The 18,532-nt window shown below is 66.0% G+C and carries 13 protein-coding genes; 4 read left to right on the forward strand and 9 right to left on the reverse strand.

Annotation, left to right across the window (positions count from 1 at the left end; all coding sequences use genetic code 11):
- The first annotated feature begins 199 nt into the window (after positions 1-199).
- Positions 200-727 carry a superoxide dismutase [Cu-Zn] SodC gene (gene sodC, locus AC05QJ_RS16215; RefSeq protein ID WP_476747835.1) on the forward strand — a complete coding sequence of 176 codons (528 nt, stop codon included), beginning with the start codon at positions 200-202 and terminating at the stop codon, positions 725-727.
- 330 nt (positions 728-1,057) lie between these two features.
- Here the strand turns inward: sodC and AC05QJ_RS16220 are convergent, their stop codons facing one another.
- The 9 genes from AC05QJ_RS16220 to fdnG all read right to left on the reverse strand — a co-directional run bounded on the left by AC05QJ_RS16220 (position 1,058) and on the right by fdnG (position 14,442).
- Entirely contained in the window at positions 1,058-2,662 is a 1,605-nt protein-coding gene (locus AC05QJ_RS16220; RefSeq protein ID WP_476747836.1) for a dipeptide ABC transporter ATP-binding protein, read from the reverse strand.
- On the reverse strand, positions 2,659-3,549 hold the full coding sequence (locus AC05QJ_RS16225) for an ABC transporter permease (RefSeq protein WP_476747837.1): 891 nt from the start codon (positions 3,547-3,549) through the stop codon (positions 2,659-2,661). The genes AC05QJ_RS16220 and AC05QJ_RS16225 overlap by 4 nt, the downstream gene beginning before the upstream one ends.
- A 1-nt stretch (position 3,550) precedes the next feature.
- Positions 3,551-4,501 (reverse strand): ABC transporter permease, encoded by a 951-nt coding sequence (locus AC05QJ_RS16230; RefSeq protein WP_476747838.1) that lies wholly within the window; start codon positions 4,499-4,501, stop codon positions 3,551-3,553.
- Entirely contained in the window at positions 4,498-6,126 is a 1,629-nt protein-coding gene (locus AC05QJ_RS16235) for an ABC transporter substrate-binding protein (RefSeq protein ID WP_476747839.1), read from the reverse strand. Before AC05QJ_RS16235 ends, AC05QJ_RS16230 begins: the two co-directional genes overlap by 4 nt.
- Positions 6,127-6,296: 170 nt before the next feature.
- Positions 6,297-8,708, reverse strand: coding sequence for a TonB-dependent receptor plug domain-containing protein (locus AC05QJ_RS16240; protein ID WP_476747840.1), 2,412 nt, complete (start codon positions 8,706-8,708; stop codon positions 6,297-6,299).
- A gap of 257 nt (positions 8,709-8,965) precedes the next feature.
- Entirely contained in the window at positions 8,966-9,853 is an 888-nt protein-coding gene (gene fdhE / locus AC05QJ_RS16245; RefSeq protein WP_476742343.1) for a formate dehydrogenase accessory protein FdhE, read from the reverse strand.
- Positions 9,850-10,491, reverse strand: a complete 642-nt coding sequence (locus AC05QJ_RS16250) for a formate dehydrogenase subunit gamma (protein ID WP_476742344.1) — start codon at positions 10,489-10,491, stop codon at positions 9,850-9,852. Before AC05QJ_RS16250 ends, fdhE begins: the two co-directional genes overlap by 4 nt.
- The gene (fdxH, locus tag AC05QJ_RS16255; protein ID WP_476742345.1) at positions 10,488-11,381 is read right to left on the reverse strand and encodes a formate dehydrogenase subunit beta; all 894 of its coding nucleotides are present in this window, start codon (positions 11,379-11,381) and stop codon (positions 10,488-10,490) included. The genes AC05QJ_RS16250 and fdxH overlap by 4 nt, the downstream gene beginning before the upstream one ends.
- Before the next feature lie 10 nt (positions 11,382-11,391).
- Positions 11,392-14,442 carry a formate dehydrogenase-N subunit alpha gene (gene fdnG / locus AC05QJ_RS16260; RefSeq protein WP_476742346.1) on the reverse strand — a complete coding sequence of 1,017 codons (3,051 nt, stop codon included), beginning with the start codon at positions 14,440-14,442 and terminating at the stop codon, positions 11,392-11,394.
- A 302-nt stretch (positions 14,443-14,744) separates the two neighbouring features.
- Here fdnG and AC05QJ_RS16265 point away from each other — a divergent pair, with 302 nt between their 5' ends.
- The 3 genes from AC05QJ_RS16265 to AC05QJ_RS16275 all read left to right on the forward strand — a co-directional run bounded on the left by AC05QJ_RS16265 (position 14,745) and on the right by AC05QJ_RS16275 (position 18,502).
- Complete coding sequence (locus tag AC05QJ_RS16265) at positions 14,745-15,092, forward strand: hypothetical protein (RefSeq protein WP_476742347.1); 348 nt, start codon at positions 14,745-14,747, stop codon at positions 15,090-15,092.
- A gap of 112 nt (positions 15,093-15,204) precedes the next feature.
- Entirely contained in the window at positions 15,205-16,101 is an 897-nt protein-coding gene (locus AC05QJ_RS16270; RefSeq protein WP_476742348.1) for a universal stress protein, read from the forward strand.
- A 157-nt stretch (positions 16,102-16,258) separates the two neighbouring features.
- Positions 16,259-18,502: a TonB-dependent receptor gene (locus AC05QJ_RS16275; RefSeq protein ID WP_476742349.1), complete on the forward strand. Its 2,244-nt coding sequence runs from the start codon at positions 16,259-16,261 to the stop codon at positions 18,500-18,502.
- The last annotated feature ends 30 nt before the right edge of the window (positions 18,503-18,532 follow it).

The following is an 18,532-nucleotide window of genomic DNA, read 5'->3' on the forward strand; positions in this document are numbered from 1 at the left end:
AGTTGATGTCAGTGTGCCATTGCCTTGGGCGGAATGCGAAGGACTTTATGGACGTCCTCGTCGATCGACGGGAACTGAACCGAGGCTGATGGGGCCATAGTTATCAGGTTGTTGCTGAGGTTGATTTTCATTCGAACCCGCGGCGGCTTTTGACTAAGCTCTCAAGCGATTTTTCTCTGCGAAATAAGGAAAGTGCCTCATGAAAAAGTGGATTGCTCTGACTGTAGCCCTGTGTGCCAGCGCCGCGGTGAACGCCGCCGATTCGCTCAAGGTCGAGCTCAAGGAAGCCACCGCCCAGGGCGAAGGCAAGAGCGTCGGCTTCGTGACCATCACCGAGAGCCCGTATGGCGCGGTGTTCACCCCTGAACTGAGCGGCCTGACCCCGGGCGTGCATGGCTTCCACGTCCACGCCAACCCGAGCTGTGCGCCGACCGAGGCCGATGGCAAGCCGGTGCCGGCAGGTGGTGCGGGTGGTCACTGGGACCCGAAGAACACCGGCAAGCACAGCTTCCCGTGGGATGATGGCGGCCATATGGGCGACCTGCCTGCGCTGATCGTCACCGCCGACGGCAAGGCCGGGCAGCCGCTGCTGGCGCCGAAGATCAAGAAGCTGGATGAGTTGAAAGGCCACGCGCTGATGGTCCATGCCGGTGGCGACAACCACTCCGACCATCCGGCGCCGCTGGGTGGTGGGGCGGCGCGCTTTGCGTGCGGTGTGATCAAGTAAAGGAAGTCCCGGTGCTCGCCGGGAATTTATTTGCGACCTTGAGACCGAGCGCCGCCCGCGCGGCGCATCGCTGGCAACGCCAGCTCCCACATTTTTTGCAACGTACCTATGTCTGTCAGGCCATGGCTGACCGCCTTGTTTGTACGACGCGATGTCGAGTCGCCCCCAACAGCTTCCCCGCGATAGGTCGTCTTGCATTCAAAGGCTGACAACAGAGCATTCACAGGCAATGGCGCGTTGCAGCAAATGTGGGAGCTGGCGTTGCCAGCGATGCGCCGCGCGGGCGGCGCTCGGTCTTGAGAGCGCTGACGAACCCAAGGCACGCACTGCTCAGGCCACCGCCAGCCGCCTGCCCGGCACCGCCTCCAGCAACTCCCGGGTATACCCCTCCCGCGGGCGCTCCAGCACCTCATCCGCCGCGCCCTGTTCCACCACCTGCCCCTGGCGCAACACCACCACTTCATGAGCCAGGCTCGCCACCACTGCCAGGTCGTGGGACACCAGCACATAAGCCACGCCCAGTTCCGCCTGCAGTTCCCGCAGCAGGTCGAGGATCTGCGCCTGCACCGACACATCCAGCGCCGACACCGGTTCATCCAGCAGCAACAGGTCGGGCTTGAGCGCCAGGGCGCGGGCGATGGCGACGCGCTGGCGCTGGCCGCCGGACAGTTCCCGTGGCAGGCGATCAAGGTAGCTGGCCGGCAGTTGCACCTGATCCATCAGTCGCCGCGCCGCTTGTTCCAGTTCTCGGCCCTTGAGCACGCCGAAGGACACCAGCGGCTCGACCACGCTCTGGTAGATGCTGAAGCGCGGATCGAGCGCGGCGAACGGGTTCTGCTGCACCAGTTGCATGCGCTGGCGCAGCGGCCTGAACTGCTTCCAGCTCAGGCCGCCGATGTCCTGGCCGTCGAAGCGCACACGGCCTGTCCCCGGTTGTTCCAGGCCCAGGGCAATGCGCAGGCTGGTGCTTTTGCCAGAGCCGGACTCGCCGACGATGGCCAGGGTCTGTCCCGGATACACGTCCAGGCTCAGCCCTTGCAAGGCCTGGAAGCGCTCGCCGTTGGGCAGCCGAAACGCCTTGCCGACGTTCTCGAAACTGAGCAGTGGCCGGGCACCGCGGGTCTTCACCGGCAGCGGCCGGCGTGTTTCGCCGAAGGCCGGCGCGGCGGCGAGCAGGGCGCGGGTGTAGGCGTGGTCCGGTGCGGACAGCACTTGTCGCGCCGGCCCGGTTTCCACCACTTCGCCGCCTTTCATCACCAGCACCCGGTCGGCACGGTCGGCGGCGACGCCAAGGTCGTGGGTGATGATGACCAGGGCAATGCCACGGGCTTTCACCAGGCGTTCCAGGTGGTCGAGGATGCGCTTCTGCACCGTCACGTCGAGGGCGCTGGTGGGCTCGTCGGCGATGATCAGCTTCGGCTCGCCGGCCAGGGCGATGGCGATCAGCACCCGCTGGCGCATGCCGCCGGACAGTTCATGGGGATACTGCGCCGCCCGCAGCGCCGGCTTGTCCAGGCCCACCTGTTCCAGCAGTTCCAGCACGTCGGCGTCCAGCCCCGGATAGCGGCGGCCATGGCGCAGGATCAGGCTTTCGCCGATCTGCTTGCCGATGCTCAGGGTCGGGTTGAGGCTGACCATCGGGTCCTGGGGCACCAGTCCGACCACCCGGCCGCGCAGTTGCTGCCGGACTTTGTCGCTGGCGTGGCTGATGTCCTGGCCGTCAACCGCCAGGCGGCCGCCGTCGATTCGCGCCGTCAGCGGCAGCAGGCCGAGCAGGGCGCTGGCGACGGTGGTCTTGCCCGAGCCGGATTCGCCTACGATGGCCAGGGTCTCGCCCGGCTCCAGGTGAAAACTCACCCCGCGTACCGCCTCGGTGACGCGGCCGGCACTGTGGTAGCTGACCCGCAGGTCGTTGACGTCGATCAGGCGGCTCATCGCTGGATCTCCTCGAAGGTCCGGGCCAGGTGATTGAGGCTGAACACCACCAGCACCAGGAACAGGCCCGGCAGCAGTGACACCCAGGGCGCAGTGATCAGGAAATGACGGCCGTTGGCGATCAGCGTGCCCCATTCCGCCGCTGGTGGTTCGGCGCCGAAGCCAAGGAAGCTGAGGCCGGCGGTGGCGAGGATCGCCGCGCCGATGTCGAGGGTGGCGAGCACGGCCACCGGGCCCCAGGCATTGGGCAGCACGTGGCGCAGCAGGGTACTGGTCCAACTGGCGCCGCCCAGGCGCGCGGCTTCGACGTAGGGCAGGGTCTTGATCCGCAGCACTTCGGCGCGGGTGGTGCGGGCAAAGCCCGGGATGATGCCGACGCCCACGGCGATGGCCACCGGGATCGTGCCGAAGCCGATGGCCGTGACGATGGCCAGCGCCAGCAGCAGGCCGGGCAGTGCCAGCAGCACGTCGATCACGCGCATGATGACGGCATCCAGGCGCCCGCCGACGAAGCCCGAGACGATGCCCAGGCCGAGGCCGACCACCAGCGCCAGTCCCACCGCGATCAAGGCCGCCTCCACTGACAGCCGCGCGCCATACAGCACCCGGGTGTAGAGGTCGCGGCCCAGTTCGTCGGTGCCGAACCAGTGGGCGGCGCTGGGTGGCAGCAGCTTGGCGGAGGGCTGGGTGGCGTAGGGATCGACACTGGTGAACAGGGTCGGCAGCAGTGCCGCCAGCAGGGTGAACAGCACCAGCAGCAGGGCGACGATAAAGCCCGGCCTACGCAGCAGCGGCGCGGCCTGGTCGATCAGCCGTTGCAGGCGGCGGCGCGGGCGCCAGTGCGGGGTGTCCACGGCGGTCGGGAAGAGGCGTTGCAGGACGGTCATCTCAGGTCACCTTGGGCGCATGGGTGATGCGCGGGTCGAGGATCGGGTAGAGCAGGTCCACCAGCAGGTTGACCAGCACGAAGGCGGCGGCGGATACCGCGACCACGGCCAGCACCAGCGGAATGTCCTGGCGCAGGACCGCTTCCTGCACCAGCCGGCCGACGCCGTTGCGGGCGAAGATGGTTTCCACCAGCACTGCGCCGGACACCGTATTGCCCACCTGCAGGCCGACCAGCGTCAGCAGCGGCAGGGCGGCATTGCGAAAACCGTGGCGGGCCTGGACCTGGCCACGGCTCAGGCCCTTGGCGAAGGCGGTGGTGATGTAGGGCTCGCGCCAGACATCGATGAAGCCGCGTTGCAGCACCTGGGCATACACGGCGGCGCTGGGGATCGCCAGGGTCACTGCCGGCAGCACCAGGCTCTCGAAGCCGATGCTGCCGGTGGCCGGGAACCAGCCCAGGCCGAAGGCGAAGATCTGGATCAGCAGCAGGCCCATCCAGAACACCGGTACCGAGAAGCCCAGCGCCGGCAGGCGCGACAGGGCGGTTTTCAGCGGCTGCCAGCGCACATACGCCGCCAGGTACGCAAGGCCCACGCCGCCGACCAGCGACAGCAGGATCGCCAGCCCGGCCAGGGCCAGCGTCTGCGGCAGGCGCTCGGCAAGGATCTCGGTGACCGGGCGGTTGAGGGTCAGCGACTGGCCCAGGTCGCCCTGCAATACGCCCAGCAGCAGTTTGACGTAGCGCTCCAGCAGACCCTGGTCGAGGCCGTAGTAGGCCCGGGCCTTGGCCAGTTGCTCGGGCGACAGCGCGTCGATCTCCATGCCCGAGGCGCTGAGCATGATGCTCAGCGGATCGCCCGGCAGCAGGTAGAGGATGAAGTAAGTGATGCTGTAGGCGCCCCAGAGCACCAGCGCGGCCTGGGCGATGCGGCCGAGCAGGTAACGGCTCATGGCTTGACCTCGATGTCATTGAGGAAGGCAAAGCCTTCGGCGCTCCAGCGGAAGTTCTGCACCCGCTTGGAGGTCGCGGCCTGCCAGACCCGCTCGTACACCGGAATCGCCGAGCCCTGGTCGATTAGCAGGTCCTGCAACTGGCCGTAGGCGTCGGCGCGTTGCTCGGGCGCCGTGGCGGTGAGACCGGCGTCGAACAGGTTTTGCGCCAGCGGCAGCACGGCCGGTGCGTAGGTGTTGGTGGCCAGGGTCGAGCTGTTGGCGGTGCGCGGATCGAGGATGGATTGCAGGATGATCGGGTCGGCGCGGGTCATGTAGCTGAACGTCAGGTCGTAGCTACCGGCGGCGTTGGCAGCGGCCCATTCGGCGGTGGTCTGCACCTTGAGCTTGAGTTCGATGCCGAGCTGGCGCAACTGGTCCTGGATCAGCACGTCACCGGCAGTTTCCTTGCCGGGCAGGTTGTAGACCAGGCTCAGGCGCTTGCCGTCCTTGTAGCGGTAGTTGTCCTGGCCGAGGGACCAGCCGGCCTGGTCCAGCAGCTTCGCGGCGCCCTGTGGGTCGAAGGCCAGCTTGTCGCCCTGGCTGCGGAAAAACGGCGTGGTCACGTCGTAGACGCCGTCCACCACCGGGAAGGCTTCGTTGTAGACGGTACTGGCGTAGGTCTTGCGGTCGATGCCCTTCTGCAGGGCCAGGCGCACGTTCTGGTCGGCGAGGATGCGGTTGTCGCGGGTGTTGGGGTACAGGTTCCAGGCCGGGCCCGGCAGTGAACGGCTCTGGATGGTGGCGTCGTTGCGCTGCAGCAATTGCAGGTCGACCTCGGAGAACGGCACCCGTGGCCAGAGGATGTCGACCTTGCCCTGCAGGAACAGGCCATTGCGCACGCTTTCTTCCGGTACGTAGCTGACTTCGATCGCCGACAGGTGCGCATCGCCCTTGTTCTGCACATTGGCCGAGGCCCATGCGTAGCCCTCGCGGCGCACCAGCTTGAGGCCGGTTTCCGGGGTGTAGTGCTCGATCCTGAACGGGCCGCTGCCGATCACCGCACCCAGGGAGCGTTCCTTGGCGCTCTTGCGGTAGGACTCGGGGGCGAGGATCGACAGGTTGGTGGTGGAGGTGGCCTGGAGGAAGCCGGCGTTGGGCGTGGCCAGCACCAGCCTGACGGTGTGCGGGGCGAGGATCTCGGCGTGGTCGTAGCCGGCGAGGTAGGTGGCGCCGAAGGTGCTCGGCAGTTCGGCGGCGAACGCCTTGTTGCTGTCGAAGGCGGTCTTCACCGCTTGCGCGTCGAAGGCTTCGCCGTTGCTGAAGGTCACGTCCTTGCGCAGGTAGAAGGTGTATTCCCGGGCGTCGGGGCTGATCTCCCAGCGTTCGGCCAGCCAGGGAATGATCTGACCGGTCTGCGGGTCCTGGTCGGTCAGGGCCTCGACCACGTTGCGCAGGATCACCCGGTGTTCCAGCCAGTAGACCTGGAACGGGTCGATGCTCACCAGTTGCGTGTTGTCGCTGAAGAAGGCGATTTTCAGGGTGCTGGCCGCCTGGGCGTCCGGTTGCGAGGGCGAGCAGCCCGGCAGGGTCAGGCCCAGGGCAAGCAGGATGGCCGCGCTGGCCAGGGTTCGTTGCAGTCTCATGGGCGTTCCTCCTCGAAGCATGGGTATCTCCGCATCTCGGTCAAAGGCAACGCGGACCCTGTGGGAGCGGCTTTAGCCGCGATTGCGAGGGTGGCTGCACCACCGTCATCGCGGCTAAAGCCGCTCCCACAGGATTCGCGTTGCTCTCTCAACCTTTGTTGTCTCTTGGATCAGAAGTCGTAGGCGATCTTGCTGTACCAGTAGCCGCCACCCGGATGGAACGGCGGGTTGCCGTAGGGCGCCAGGCCCAGCGAGCTGTACACCGCGTTCTTCGAGGGGCGCACGTCGAACAGGTTGGTGGCGCCGATGCTGACGGTCAGTTGGTCGAAGAAGGTGTAGGCGACGTCCAGGTCGGTGATCCAGCGGGCGTTGAAGCTGCGGTCGCCGCTGGGGTTGACCGCGAGGGTCTTGACGCTGCCGTAGCGGGTGGTCTGCAGGTTCACCGCGAGGTTGTCGACTTTCCAGTTGGCCCCCAGGATCCACTTGGTTCGCGGGCTGGCCACGGTCAGGTCGCCTTCGCGGTCGCGGCCTACCAGGGTGATGCCGGAGCCGGCCAGCGAGGCCGGGGTGTCGCGCACGTCCTCGATGCTGGTCTTGTTCCAGTTGAACGCCAGGCTCCAGCGCACATCGCCCCAGGCGCCAAAGTCGGTGCTGTGGTCGGCGACGATGTCCAGGCCCTTGGTGCGGGTGTCGTAGGCGTTGGTGTAGTAGTTGACCCAGGTGCCGGGCGCCACGCCCTGGCTTTGCAGGATGCGGGTGATGACGCCGTTGCCCTGGTCGTAGATGCTGGTCAGGGTGATGCGGTCGTCGATGTCGATCAGGTAGGCGTCGGCGGTGATGCTGGTGCGGGGCGCCGGCTGCCAGGTCAGGCCGAGGCCCAGGTTCCGGGATTTCTCCGGCTTGAGCTTGTCGCCGCCGAGGGCTGCGGCCAGGCCGCTGTCGGACGGGGTCAGGCGGGTGACGGCGGGCACCACGTTGCCGTTGACGTCGGTGGCGACGCGGTTGTCGGCCACGGTGTAGCCGATCTGGGTCAGCGACGGCGCGCGGAAACCGGTGCCGACGGTGCCGCGCACGGCGACGCTGTCGGTCAGTTCATAGCGCGAGTTGAGCTTGAGGCCGAAGGTGTTGCCCGAATCGTCGTCGTAGTGCTCGACGCGGCCGGCGAGGTCGAGGAACCAGCGGTCGGTGAGATCGAAGCCGAGGTCCAGGTAGGCAGCGTAATTGTTGCGGATCAGGCTGACTTCGTCTTCCGGGCGCAGGGTCACGGCGGCCTGGGCGCCGGAGGCGGCCGGGTAGCTGCCGGTGATGTAGGCCTCGGGGTCGCCGGCGAAGGTGCTGAAACGTTCCCAGCGATGTTCCAGGCCGGCCGACACCTGCACCGGCGAGGTCAGGCCGAACAGGCTGTCGTAGCGGCGGGTCAGGTCGAAGTTGTTGACCCATTGCTCGAAGCGGAAGGTCGCCAGGTTGTCGAAGCGGGTGGGCGTGGCGGTGCCCAGCGACGGGTTGATGTTGAAGTCGCTGGAGTGGTGGATGTTGTTGCGTCCGTAGGTGGTGCTCAGGTCCCAGTGCCAGTCGGCGCGCTCGCCCTTGCCACCGAAGAGGAACTGGTAGTCGCGGTCCTTGATGTTGTTCAGCGGGTAGTAGCCGTCGGGGAACAACTCGGGAACCGCCGCGGTGCCGGTGGGCAGGCGGAAATAGTTGTAGGCCTCGGCATCGCGTTCGCCGTAGGTGGCATAGGAGTAGAGGGTCAGCGCGTCCAGTGGCAGTTCGGCGTTGTAGGCGACGTTGAACGCCTTGATCTGCGGGTCGCCGTTCTTGATCGCCACGCGGTCCCAGGCGGCTTCCTTCAGCGGGTCGCGGAAGGCGCGCACGCTGCTGTCGGCCTTGCCGTTCCAGGCCGCGTCGCCGCGTTTGCGGGCATCGGCGGACAGGTGGAAAAAGCCGTTCTCGCCGAGCTTGAAGCCCTGGTCACCGGCCACCTTGATGGTTTCGCCCTGGCCGGAATAGAGCTTGCCGTAACTGCTCTCGAGATGCCCGCCGGAGGCGCTGGACTTGAGGATGATGTTGATCACCCCGGCCACCGCGTCGGAGCCGTACTGGGCCGCGGCGCTGTCCTTGAGCACTTCGATATGGTCCACGGCGCTGACCGGGATCAGGTCGATGTCCACCGCGTTGGCGCCGCTGTTATCGATATTGCCGCGCTGGCCGACCGCACCGTTGTGCCGACGTTTGCCGTTGACCAGCACCAGGGTGTAGGCCGGGCCCAGGCTGCGGTTGCTCAGCGGCCGGGTGACCGAGTTGTAGCCGGCGATGTTGGTGCCGAAGTTGAACGACGGCAGCAGCCGCGAAATGGCCTCGGACAGCTCGGCACGGCCGGTCTTGAGCAGTTGCTCGCTGTTGATCACGTCGATGGGCGCCGGGCTGTCGGCGACGGTGCGTTCCTGGCCGCGCACACCGGTGGAGATCACCGTCACGGTATCGAGGCGGGCATCGTTGCTGGCGGCCTGGCTGACAGGCGCGAAGCCGGCCAGGAGCAGCGCGGTGGTCAGGGCACTGAGGTGGAGGTGTCGGGGCGTTGGCATGCGGGCGTGGTCCATTACTGCTGGCACTGGCCCGGTGTAGGGTGCAGGTGTGTCGCCTGGCGTTGATCTTGTAGGGGGTAACGAGGTCGTCTGGGATTGATCTTATTTTTATAAAAATCCTTTCGGAAGTTCTTTTTTGGAATATGGATATTATTCTTTTTTGGAATTATTGATTTTAATCAATATGCGTATGTTTGATTTTTAGTGGGGCTCTGGATTGGGTTGTGGGAGCAAGCTCCCACAGGGCTACAACAGGTTCAGCCTGGAAACAGATAAGGCCCCACGCCACTGCGCCCGAACCCCTGGCGTTCCACTTCGGCATCCAGCCCCAGCGAGGCGAGGTCGTCGGCCAGCACCTCCAGGTCTTTGTCGTGCTCGGGGTAGAACACTTTCAGGTAGCTCTCGCAGTCACCGCAGCTTTCGGCCTTGACCGGCGCGTGCTCGCTGTCCAGCGACCAGTAGTCCAGCGCTCCGGTCGCTTCGCAGTTGCTGCACTTGAGCCGGACCATGTGCCAGCGGCTTTCGCACAGACTGCAGTGCAGGTAACGCAAGCCGGTCTGGGCCCCGCCGAGGATGCTACTGGCCACCGGCACGCTGGCGCACACCGGGCAGTGCTGGCGCTGCTCGCCCAGGGCCTTGCCGGCCGCCGGCAGGTGCGCGGCCAGTTGGCTGAAGTACAGCGAGAGCGCGGCCCAGAGAAACAGCGCCTCGCCGCTATCGACCTGATCGTAGGCGCCAGCCATCAGGGCCTCGGCGTCGGCTTCGAGGCTGGCGTCGTTGCGCTGGGCCAATCCTCGCAGCACCGGGTGTTCCAGATGCTCTGCCAGGTGACGCAGCGCCGTCAGCCAGTAGCCGTCCCGCGGGAAGGTGCGGCATTCCAGCGGCGGCTGGTCCTGGTCGAGCAGGGCGGGCAGGGCGTCGATCAGTGCCTGCGGCAGGGGTGAGCGCTCCAGTACCCGTTGCTGGGCGTCCACCAGCCCGGCAACGAAGCTCAGGTAGTCGGCCATCGGATGGCCCACGGCCAACTGGCGCAGGCGTGCGGCACGCACGCTGTAGCGACCGTGGGCCGCCGGTAGCAGCACCGGCGGGATGTCGCCGACGGCGGGGCGGCCGCCGTCGATCGGGGTCATGCGGATGCTGCTCATTGGCCTTTTCCGTCCTGCTTGGCGCTGATCTGGCGATACCAGCGGTCGTGATGGGTTTTCGCCCAGCGATGGGACACGTAGCCGGTGACCATGCCGCGGATCGAGCCTTTCACCCAGAACGCCAGGTAGGCATGGCCGATCACCAGCAGGATCAGGCCGATGCCGGCCAGGGCATGCACCAGCAGGCCGATGCGGATGGTCGGAATGGAGAACAGCGGCGCAAAGTACGGCCGCCAGATCACCACGCCGCTCACCAGCAGCAGGCTGATCAGGCCCATGATTCCCCAGAACAGCACCTTCTGGCCGGCGTTGTACTTGCCGATCTGCAGCTGCGGCTCGTGCTTGCCGGCCAGTACCTGCGGCACGTTCCGGAACCACAGGCGGTCTTCGCGCTCCGGCAGGTTGTAGCGCACGAAGCGGATGAACAGGAACACCAGCAGCAGGAACACCACCACGCCGAAGAACGGGTGGAGGATGCGCGCCATCTGCGGCGTGCCGAACACGGCGTTGAGGCCGTTGAGCGACGGGAAGAACCACGACAGCCCCGACAGCGCCACGGTGAAGAAGCAGATCACCATGAGCCAGTGGCTGGCGCGCTCGATGAAGCGGGTACGCAGGATCATCGTGTCCTTGTTCATGCGTGGGTTTCCTCGTCGTGTTTCTCTTCCTCGTCCACTTCATTCGGACCGACGCCGACGTAATGGAACACGGTCCCGGCCAGGGTGGCGAAGAAGGCCACCGCCGCCGCCGGCTTGAGCCAGCCTTTCCAGCCCTGCACCGCACTGCTGATGCGCGGGTCGGTGGGCAGCTTGTGGTACAGGTGCGGCTTGTCGGCATGTTGCAGCACGTACATCACATGGGTGCCGCCGACGCCCTGCGGGTCATACAGGCCGGCGCCGGCGAAGCCGCGGCCCTGCAGCTCGCGCACGCGCTCGCCGGCCAGGTGCTTCATGTCGTCCTTGCCGCCGAAGTTGATCGCGCCGGTGGGGCAGGTCTTGACGCAGGCCGGCTCCTGGCCGACCGACACGCGGTCCACGCACAGGGTGCATTTGTAGGCCTTGTTGTCCTTCTGGCTGATCCGCGGCACGTCGAACGGGCAGCCGGCGATGCAGTAGCCGCAGCCGATGCAGTGCTCGGACTGGAAGTCGACGATGCCGTTGGCGTACTGGATGATCGCCCCCGGTTGCGGGCAGGCCTTGAGGCAGCCCGGATCGGCGCAGTGCATGCAGCCGTCCTTGCGGATCAGCCACTCCAGCTTGCCGGCTTCGTTCTCCACTTCGTCGAAGCGCATCAGCGTCCAGGTTTCCGCGGTCAGGTCGGCGGGGTTGTCGTAGACGCCGACGTTGTGGCCGACCTCGTCACGCAGGTCGTTCCATTCGTTGCACGCCACCTGGCAGGCCTTGCAGCCGATGCAGATGCTCACGTCGATCAGCTTGGCCACTTCGGCCTGGTGATTGCGCGCCTGGGGCGGCGGGGTCAGGGCGCTGGTGGCGGAGCGTTTGATGATGTCCTGGGATTGGTATGACATGAGTGCTCCCTCAGACCTTTTCCACGTTCACGAGAAACGCCTTGTATTCCGGCGTGTGGGTATTGGAGTCACCGACCCCCGGGGTCAGGGTGTTGGCCAGGAAGCCCTTGCGCGTGGTGCCTTCGTAGCCCCAGTGGCAGGGGATACCGATGGTGTCCACCGGCTGGCCGTCGATGGTCAGGCGCTGGATGCGCTTGGTCACCACGGCCTTGGCCTTGATGTAGCCGCGCTTGGTGCTGACGCGGACCTGATCGCCCTGCTGGATGCCTTTTTCGGCCGCGAGTTTTTCGCCGATCTCGACGAACTGCTCCGGCTGGATGATGGCGTTGAGCCGGGAGTGTTTGGTCCAGTGGCGGAACAGCTCGGTGATCGAGTAGGTGGTGGCGACGTAGGGGAACTCCTCGCGCTTGCCCATCCGTGAACGGTCGTGGTCGTAGACCCGTGCGGTCGGGCTGTAGGTCACGGCCGGGTGCAGCGGGTTGCTCGCCAGCGGGCTCTCGGTTGGCTCGTAGTGCTCGGGGAAGGGCCCGTCGTTGAGCGCGCCCACCGAGAACAGCCGGCCCACGCCTTCGGGCAGCATGATGAACGGGCAGGTGGCGCTGCCCGGCGCGATGGTCGGCGCGAAGTCCGGTACATCGACGCCGCTCCAGCGCGTGCCGTCCCAGCCGATCAGCTTGCGCTTCGGGTCCCACGGATTGCCTGCCGGATCCGCCGAGGCGCGGTTGTACAGCACGCGGCGGTTCTGCGGCCAGGCCCAGGCCCAGCCCGGCGTGTTGCCCAGGCCCACGTCGGTGTTGTCGCGGCGGGCCATCTGGTTGCCCTGTTCGGTCCAGGAACCGGCGAAGATCCAGTTGAAGCTGAGGGTGCTGCCGTCATCGCGCAACTGGCCGAAGTCGTTGAGCAACTGGCCCTTGCGCAGCACCAGGTTGCCCTTGTCGTCGTACAGATCGGCCAGCGCCCAGCCGTTGGATTCCTTGGCCACTTCCTCCGGCTTGGGGTCCAGCGGGTCGGCGTAGTCCCACGCCATGTTCAGCACCGGCGCCGGGTTGGCACCGCCTTCCTTCTCGTACAGCTCGCGGAGCTTCATGAACAGGTGGCCGAGGATCTTGCCGTCGTGCCAGGCCTCGCCGGGCGGCGCGGCGCCGGCCCAGTGCCATTGCAGCCAGCGCGAGGAGTTGACGATGGAGCCATCTTCCTCGGCGAAGCACGACGACGGCAGGCGGAACACTTCGGTCTGGATCGACGCGGTGTCGACGTTGTGCTGTTCGCCGTGGTTCTTCCAGAAGCTGGAGGTCTCGGTGGCCAGCGGGTCGATGATCACCAGGAACTTGAGCTTGGCCAGGGCTTCCTGCGCCTTGTTCTTGTCGGGGAACGCCGCCACCGGGTTGAAGCCCTGGGCGATGTAGCCGTTGACCTTGCCTTCGTACATACGGTTGGTGAAGTTGATGACGTCGTAGCTGTCATCCCACTTCGGCAGCCAGTCGAAGCCCCAGTCGTTGTCCTTGGTGGCTTTGTCGCCCCAGAAGCTTTTCATCAGGCTGACGAAGAACTTCGGCGTGTTCTTGTAGTAGTTGACCTGGTCCGGCAGCACGGCGCTCGGCGTGGTCTGCTTGAGGTAGGTGGCAAGGTCCGTCTGCGCGTCGGACGGCAGGTTCATGTAGCCCGGCAGGCGCAGCGACAGCAGGCCGAGGTCGGTGTAGCCCTGGATGTTGGAGTGACCGCGCAGGGCGTTGACGCCACCGCCGGCCATGCCGATGTTGCCCAGCAGCAGCTGGATCATCCCCGAGCCGCGGATCATCTGCGCGCCATTGGTGTGGTGGGTCCAGCCGAGGGCGTAGAGGAAAGTGGCGGTCTTGTCCGGGGCGCTGGTCTCGCCGAGGGTTTCGCAGATCTTCAGGAAGTCGTCCTGGGCGGTGCCGCAGACCTTGCTGACCATTTCCGGGGTGTAGCGGGCGACGTGGGCCTTGAGCAGGTTCCACACGCAGCGCGGATGACTCAGGCTCAGGTCGCGCCGGGCGAAGCCGTTCTCGTCCAGTTCGTAGTTCCACGAGGCGCGGTCGTAGCTGCGCTTGCCGGCGTCGTAGCCGCTGAACAGGCCTTCGTCGAAGTGATAGTCCTCGCGCACGATCAGGCTGGCGTTGGTGTAGGCGCGCACGTACTCGTGCTGGATCTTGTCGTGGGTGATCAGCCAGTTGACCATGCCCATCAGGAAGGTCACGTCGGAGCCGGCGCGCACCGGGGCGTAGATGTCCGCCACTGCGGCGCTGCGGTTGAAGCGCGGATCGACGACGATGACCTTGGCACCGTTGCGGATCTTCGCCTCGATCACCCATTTGAAGCCCACTGGGTGCGCTTCGGCGGGGTTGCCGCCCATGATCAGGATGACGTTGGCGTTCTTGATATCGACCCAGTTGTTGGTCATGGCGCCACGGCCGAAGGTCGGCGCCAGGGCCGAGACGGTCGGGGCGTGACAGACCCGGGCCTGGCTGTCGGTGCCGAGAATGCCCAGGGCGCGGGTGAAGCGCTGGTCCAGCGAGCCGGTCTCGCTACTGGCCGCCGAGGAGCAGAGCATGCCGGTGCTGAGCCAGCGGTTGACGGTCACGCCCTTGGCATTCTTCTCGATGAAGTTGGCGTCGCGGTCATCCTTCATCAGCCGGGCGATGCGCTCGATGGCGTACTCCCAGCTGACCCGCTGCCATTTGTCCGAACCCGGTGCACGGTATTCGGGGAAGAGCAGGCGCTGCTCGCTGTGGATGTAGTCCACCAGACCCGCGCCCTTGGGGCACAGCGAGCCACGGCTGACCGGATGGTCCGGGTCGCCTTCGATGTGGAAGATCCGTGCCTTGGCGTTCTTTGCGCCATCGCCGAGGCTGTACATCAGCAGGCCACAGCCCACCGAGCAGTAGGTGCAGTTGTTGCGGGTCTCTTTGGACCGCAGCAGCTTGTACTGGCGCGACTGGGTCGCGTGGGCCATGCCCGGTGCGAAGCCTAGGCTGGCGCAGGTCGCGGTGGCGGCGCCCACGGTGCACAGTTTGAAGAACTGTCGTCTACCCAGTCCCATGGTTATCTCCTTTCTACGGCCGAGCAGGCGCTACCGCCGCGCACGAGAGTGCCCGCCGGGTACAGCGTCGGATTCGGTCAGTGGTCTTCAGGCCAAAGCATGCAGGGGATGCGCGTGGGTCCATTCTGGGGAGGACCTTTTGTCGCATTCGCGGGAAGTTTATGCCCCTGCTTTTTGTGTGACTAATCGACCTTGTTGATCGCTTCATCAGCCCGCTCTATTGGCGCACTGAAAACAGGGTTTTCGGCGTGTGGCCCGGCAGTGCTACAGTCGCTCCTTTTTTGCGCGTACCGAGGTGAAACATGCGGACTGCACTGGCGCTCGTCGCCGCGACACTGCTGGCGGGCTGTGCTTCGTCGGCCATGAACGAGGGTCGATCTGGCCAACCGGACAGGATTTTCAATTCGACCAAAGATGTAGCCAAGGTCGCCGAGTGCGTGCAATTCACCTGGCAGGACGAAGCGTCCTTCGGCGTCGATGCCAGCGGCTACCTGGAGCAGGCGGGCGGCGTGGTCACGGTCTCGACCCGTGGCGCCGAGTACTTCGCCGACATCACTGCCGCCGGCGCCGGCAGCCTGGTGAAGTTCTACGCGCAGAAAGACGACGCCCTGGCCCAGCGCCGTATGGCGGCGCTGGCTACCTGTCTCTGAGAGCGGGCATATACTGAGTTCACGCCGCCGGCGTTCTGTCGGCGGTGCCGCCCGCAGGCCGTCCTGGCCGGGCGCGTTGATCATCATCGGAGATTCCATCCGGAGGTGTCTCATGAGCCAGTATCAACGACTTTTCATGATCGCCGCGCCGACCCTGCGGCATACCCCGGCCATGGAGCGCGCCGTGGCCATCGCCAAGGCCACCGACGCCGCGCTGCACATTGCCGTGTTCATCGAGGAAGGCGACCTGCTCGGGCGCATGGCCAGCGGCAGCGCGCTGCGCCAGTCGATGGAGCAGGAGGCCTGGACCTGGCTGCGGGACGAGGCCGGCCAGTTGCGTCACGACGGCCTGGAAGTCACCTGCGAAGTGCAGGTCAGCCGCCAGGTGATGAAGGATATCGTCGAGCACGTCGAGGACATGCAGCCGGACCTGGTGATCAAGGACGTGCACCACGAATCGGCCCTGCGCCGGGTGTTCCTGACCCCACCGGACTGGCACCTGCTGCGCGATTGCCCGGCGCCGTTGCACCTGGTCAGCGATGTACGCTGCCCGTTGCCGCGGGTGATCATCGCCGCCGTCGATACCCTGCATCCCGACAGCCAGCACACCCGCCTCAACGAGCGGGTGATCCGCGCCGCCAACGCCATGGCCGTGCAGTGCGATGCCGAACTGCATCTGCTGCATGCCTGGGATGTGGCGCAGACCCACATCGCCGACTTCGGCGCCGGGGCGGTGACCATGCCGGGTTTCAACCGTGAAGTGCGGCACTCGGCGCAACTGGCCTTCGAGCACCTGGCCGATACCTTTGGCGTGCCGGAGGCGAACCGGCATTTCGTCAGCGGCCCGGCCAGCCATGCGATCGGCGAGTACGCCAGCCATCACCGCGCGGACGTGATCGTCATGGGCAGCAGCCAGCGGCGGGGCGCCCAGGGTTTGCTGGGCAGCACCACCGAGCATGTGCTGCAGCACCTGCCGTGCAATGTGCTGGCGGTAAGGGCGCAGGAGTAGGGCTTGCGTCTCCATCAGCAGCGGGTTGCTGACCCGCTGCTCCTGATGCAGCAGTCAGTTTCTTCGGCTGGCCCGGAGCCCTTGTGGTTCCTGGCCTGCAGGCTCTGGCACGAGCATTGCCATAGCGCCAGCACACCGAAAAACGAGAACTGCCCGCATGAATGTTCCCTACCGTCGCCACACCCTGGCGCTATTGATCGCCGCTGCCTTCCTGCCAGGCCAGAACCTGCTGGCCGCCGAGGCCGATGACAGCACCCCCGACAGCCAGAAAGCCTTGCCTACGGTCACCGTGACCGCGCAGAAGCGCGAGGAGTCGCTGCAGGACGTCGCCGCCGCGGTGTCCGCCGTTTCCGGCAAGGCCATCCAGTCCACCGGCGGCGGCTTCACCGCCGGCAAGGCGCTGCAGGACGTGCCCAACGCCATCGCCCCGGAATTCGCCGGCAACCAGCGTCCGCGCTGGTACATCCGTGGCATGGGCTCGGGCGACATGGCGTCCACCACCGTGTACCCGGTGGGCATCTACCTCGACGACACCTACATCAGCCCGCACATCGCCACCGGCGGCCCGCTGTACGATCTTGAGCGGGTAGAAATCCTGCGCGGCCCGCAAGGCACGCTGTGGGGCAAGAACACCACCGGCGGGGCGATCAACTTCGTCTCGCGCAAGCCGGCCTTCGAAGAGGGCAATGGCTATTTCAAGGTAGATGCCGGCAACTACGATTCACGGCTTTACGAGGGCGCCTACGGCGGCACCCTGGTGGACGACCGCCTGGCGGCGCGGGTGGCCTTCGTCGACCAGAGCAAGGACGGTCAGTTGAAGAACCTGGTGGACGGCCACACCTACGGCGACGTCCACGACCAGGCGGTGCGGGCGCAGATCCTGGCGCAGCTCAGCGATACCCTGCAGGCCACCCTGCAACTGCGTGCCCGCGACTACCAGGGCCAGGGCATCGCCACCCGTGCCTGGGGTTCCGGCCCCGGCGGCACCACGCTGTTCGGACCGGCGCCGGCCCTGAAGGACGATGAGGCGGCCTACACCGGCAAGGCCGACGACCGTATCGAGCACAATGGCGTGCAGCTCAACCTGCAGTGGGAACTGGGCGAACTGACCCTCGATTCCATCACCGCCCTGGACGATGTCCGCGAGAAGGCCCAGGGCCCGAACATGGGCATCTACGAATTCGGCCGTTCCTACGGTGATGACCACTGGCGCCAGGTCTCTCAGGAGCTGCGCCTGTCGTCGCCGAAAAACCAGCCGGTGAGCTGGATCGTCGGCACCCACCTGTTCCACGAAAACCTCGACAGCGCCAGCAGCAGCGCCATCCTGCCCACCGCCTACAATGCGCCGTTCGGCGTGGCCAGCTACGCCCGTACCGACCTCGACCAGACCACCAGCAGCTATGCGCTGTTCGGCAGCAGCACCTGGCAGGCGACCGACGACCTGAGCCTGACCCTCGGCCTGCGCTGGACCCGCGAAACCAAGGACATCGACCTGCACCGTGTGGCCGCGCCGGGAGCCGGCGCTGTCGCCTTCGGCAGCAGCGAGCACTGGTGGAAGGACTACAGCGGCAGCCTGGCCACGGTTGCGGTGCAGGACGAGAAACGTACCTGGAGCAAGCTGACCTACGACTTCACCCCCGAATACCAGTTGAACGACAACGCCCGGGTGTACTTCCGCTACGCCAAGGGCTTCCGTTCCGGTGGCTTCAACGGTGGTGCGACGGTGCAGGCGGAAACTTCGGTGGTGGCGCCGGAGAACGTCGATGCCTATGAGCTGGGGATCAAGAGCGAGTGGTTCGACGAGCGCCTGATCGCCAACGCCAACGTCTTCTACTACGACTATGCCGATATCCAGGTGAACAACGTCACGGTGAGCAACGGTGAGGTGGTGTCGTTGCTGACCAACAGTGGCAGCGGGGTGATTCGCGGGGCCGAATTCGAGGTGCAGGCGCTGCCCGTGGACAACCTGCAGGTGCGTGGTTCGCTGGGGCTGTTGCATACCGAACTGAAAGACTTTTCGTCGCCGGGCGGGCCCGACTATTCCGGCAACCGCATTGCCCGCTCGCCGTCGCGCACCCTCTCGGTGGGCGCGAGCTACCGCATCCCGCTGCAAGGCGGCGATGCCGTGACCCTCGACAACACCTGGCGCTACCAGAGCCGGATCTTCTTCCTGCCGACCGCGCAGGAAGACCACAGTGTGTCGCAAGGCGGCTACACCCTGGGCAACGCCAGCCTGACCTATCACTTCGGCGGCAAGCAGGACCTGGACCTGAGCGCCTACGTCAACAACCTCACCGACAAGCGCTACAAGACCGACAGCGTGCCGCTGCCGTTCGATATCGCCTGGGATGCGCGGGGCGATCGGCGGACCTATGGGGTGTCGGTGACGACGCATTTCTGAGGTGTGACCGGAGGGCCTCATCGCTGGCAA

It is taken from the genome of Pseudomonas sp. TUM25319, from assembly GCF_056388475.1.

Excerpts from the sequence above, each read along its gene's own strand:
- sodC (WP_476747835.1), top strand. The coding sequence starts at position 200 with ATGAAAAAGTGGATTGCTCTGACTGTAGCCCTGTGTGCCAGCGCCGCG.
- AC05QJ_RS16220 (WP_476747836.1), bottom strand. The coding sequence starts at position 2,662 with ATGAGCCGCCTGATCGACGTCAACGACCTGCGGGTCAGCTACCACAGT.
- AC05QJ_RS16225 (WP_476747837.1), bottom strand. The coding sequence starts at position 3,549 with ATGACCGTCCTGCAACGCCTCTTCCCGACCGCCGTGGACACCCCGCAC.
- AC05QJ_RS16230 (WP_476747838.1), bottom strand. The coding sequence starts at position 4,501 with ATGAGCCGTTACCTGCTCGGCCGCATCGCCCAGGCCGCGCTGGTGCTC.
- AC05QJ_RS16235 (WP_476747839.1), bottom strand. The coding sequence starts at position 6,126 with ATGAGACTGCAACGAACCCTGGCCAGCGCGGCCATCCTGCTTGCCCTG.
- AC05QJ_RS16240 (WP_476747840.1), bottom strand. The coding sequence starts at position 8,708 with ATGCCAACGCCCCGACACCTCCACCTCAGTGCCCTGACCACCGCGCTG.
- fdhE (WP_476742343.1), bottom strand. The coding sequence starts at position 9,853 with ATGAGCAGCATCCGCATGACCCCGATCGACGGCGGCCGCCCCGCCGTC.
- AC05QJ_RS16250 (WP_476742344.1), bottom strand. The coding sequence starts at position 10,491 with ATGAACAAGGACACGATGATCCTGCGTACCCGCTTCATCGAGCGCGCC.
- fdxH (WP_476742345.1), bottom strand. The coding sequence starts at position 11,381 with ATGTCATACCAATCCCAGGACATCATCAAACGCTCCGCCACCAGCGCC.
- fdnG (WP_476742346.1), bottom strand. The coding sequence starts at position 14,442 with ATGGGACTGGGTAGACGACAGTTCTTCAAACTGTGCACCGTGGGCGCC.
- AC05QJ_RS16265 (WP_476742347.1), top strand. The coding sequence starts at position 14,745 with ATGCGGACTGCACTGGCGCTCGTCGCCGCGACACTGCTGGCGGGCTGT.
- AC05QJ_RS16270 (WP_476742348.1), top strand. The coding sequence starts at position 15,205 with ATGAGCCAGTATCAACGACTTTTCATGATCGCCGCGCCGACCCTGCGG.
- AC05QJ_RS16275 (WP_476742349.1), top strand. The coding sequence starts at position 16,259 with ATGAATGTTCCCTACCGTCGCCACACCCTGGCGCTATTGATCGCCGCT.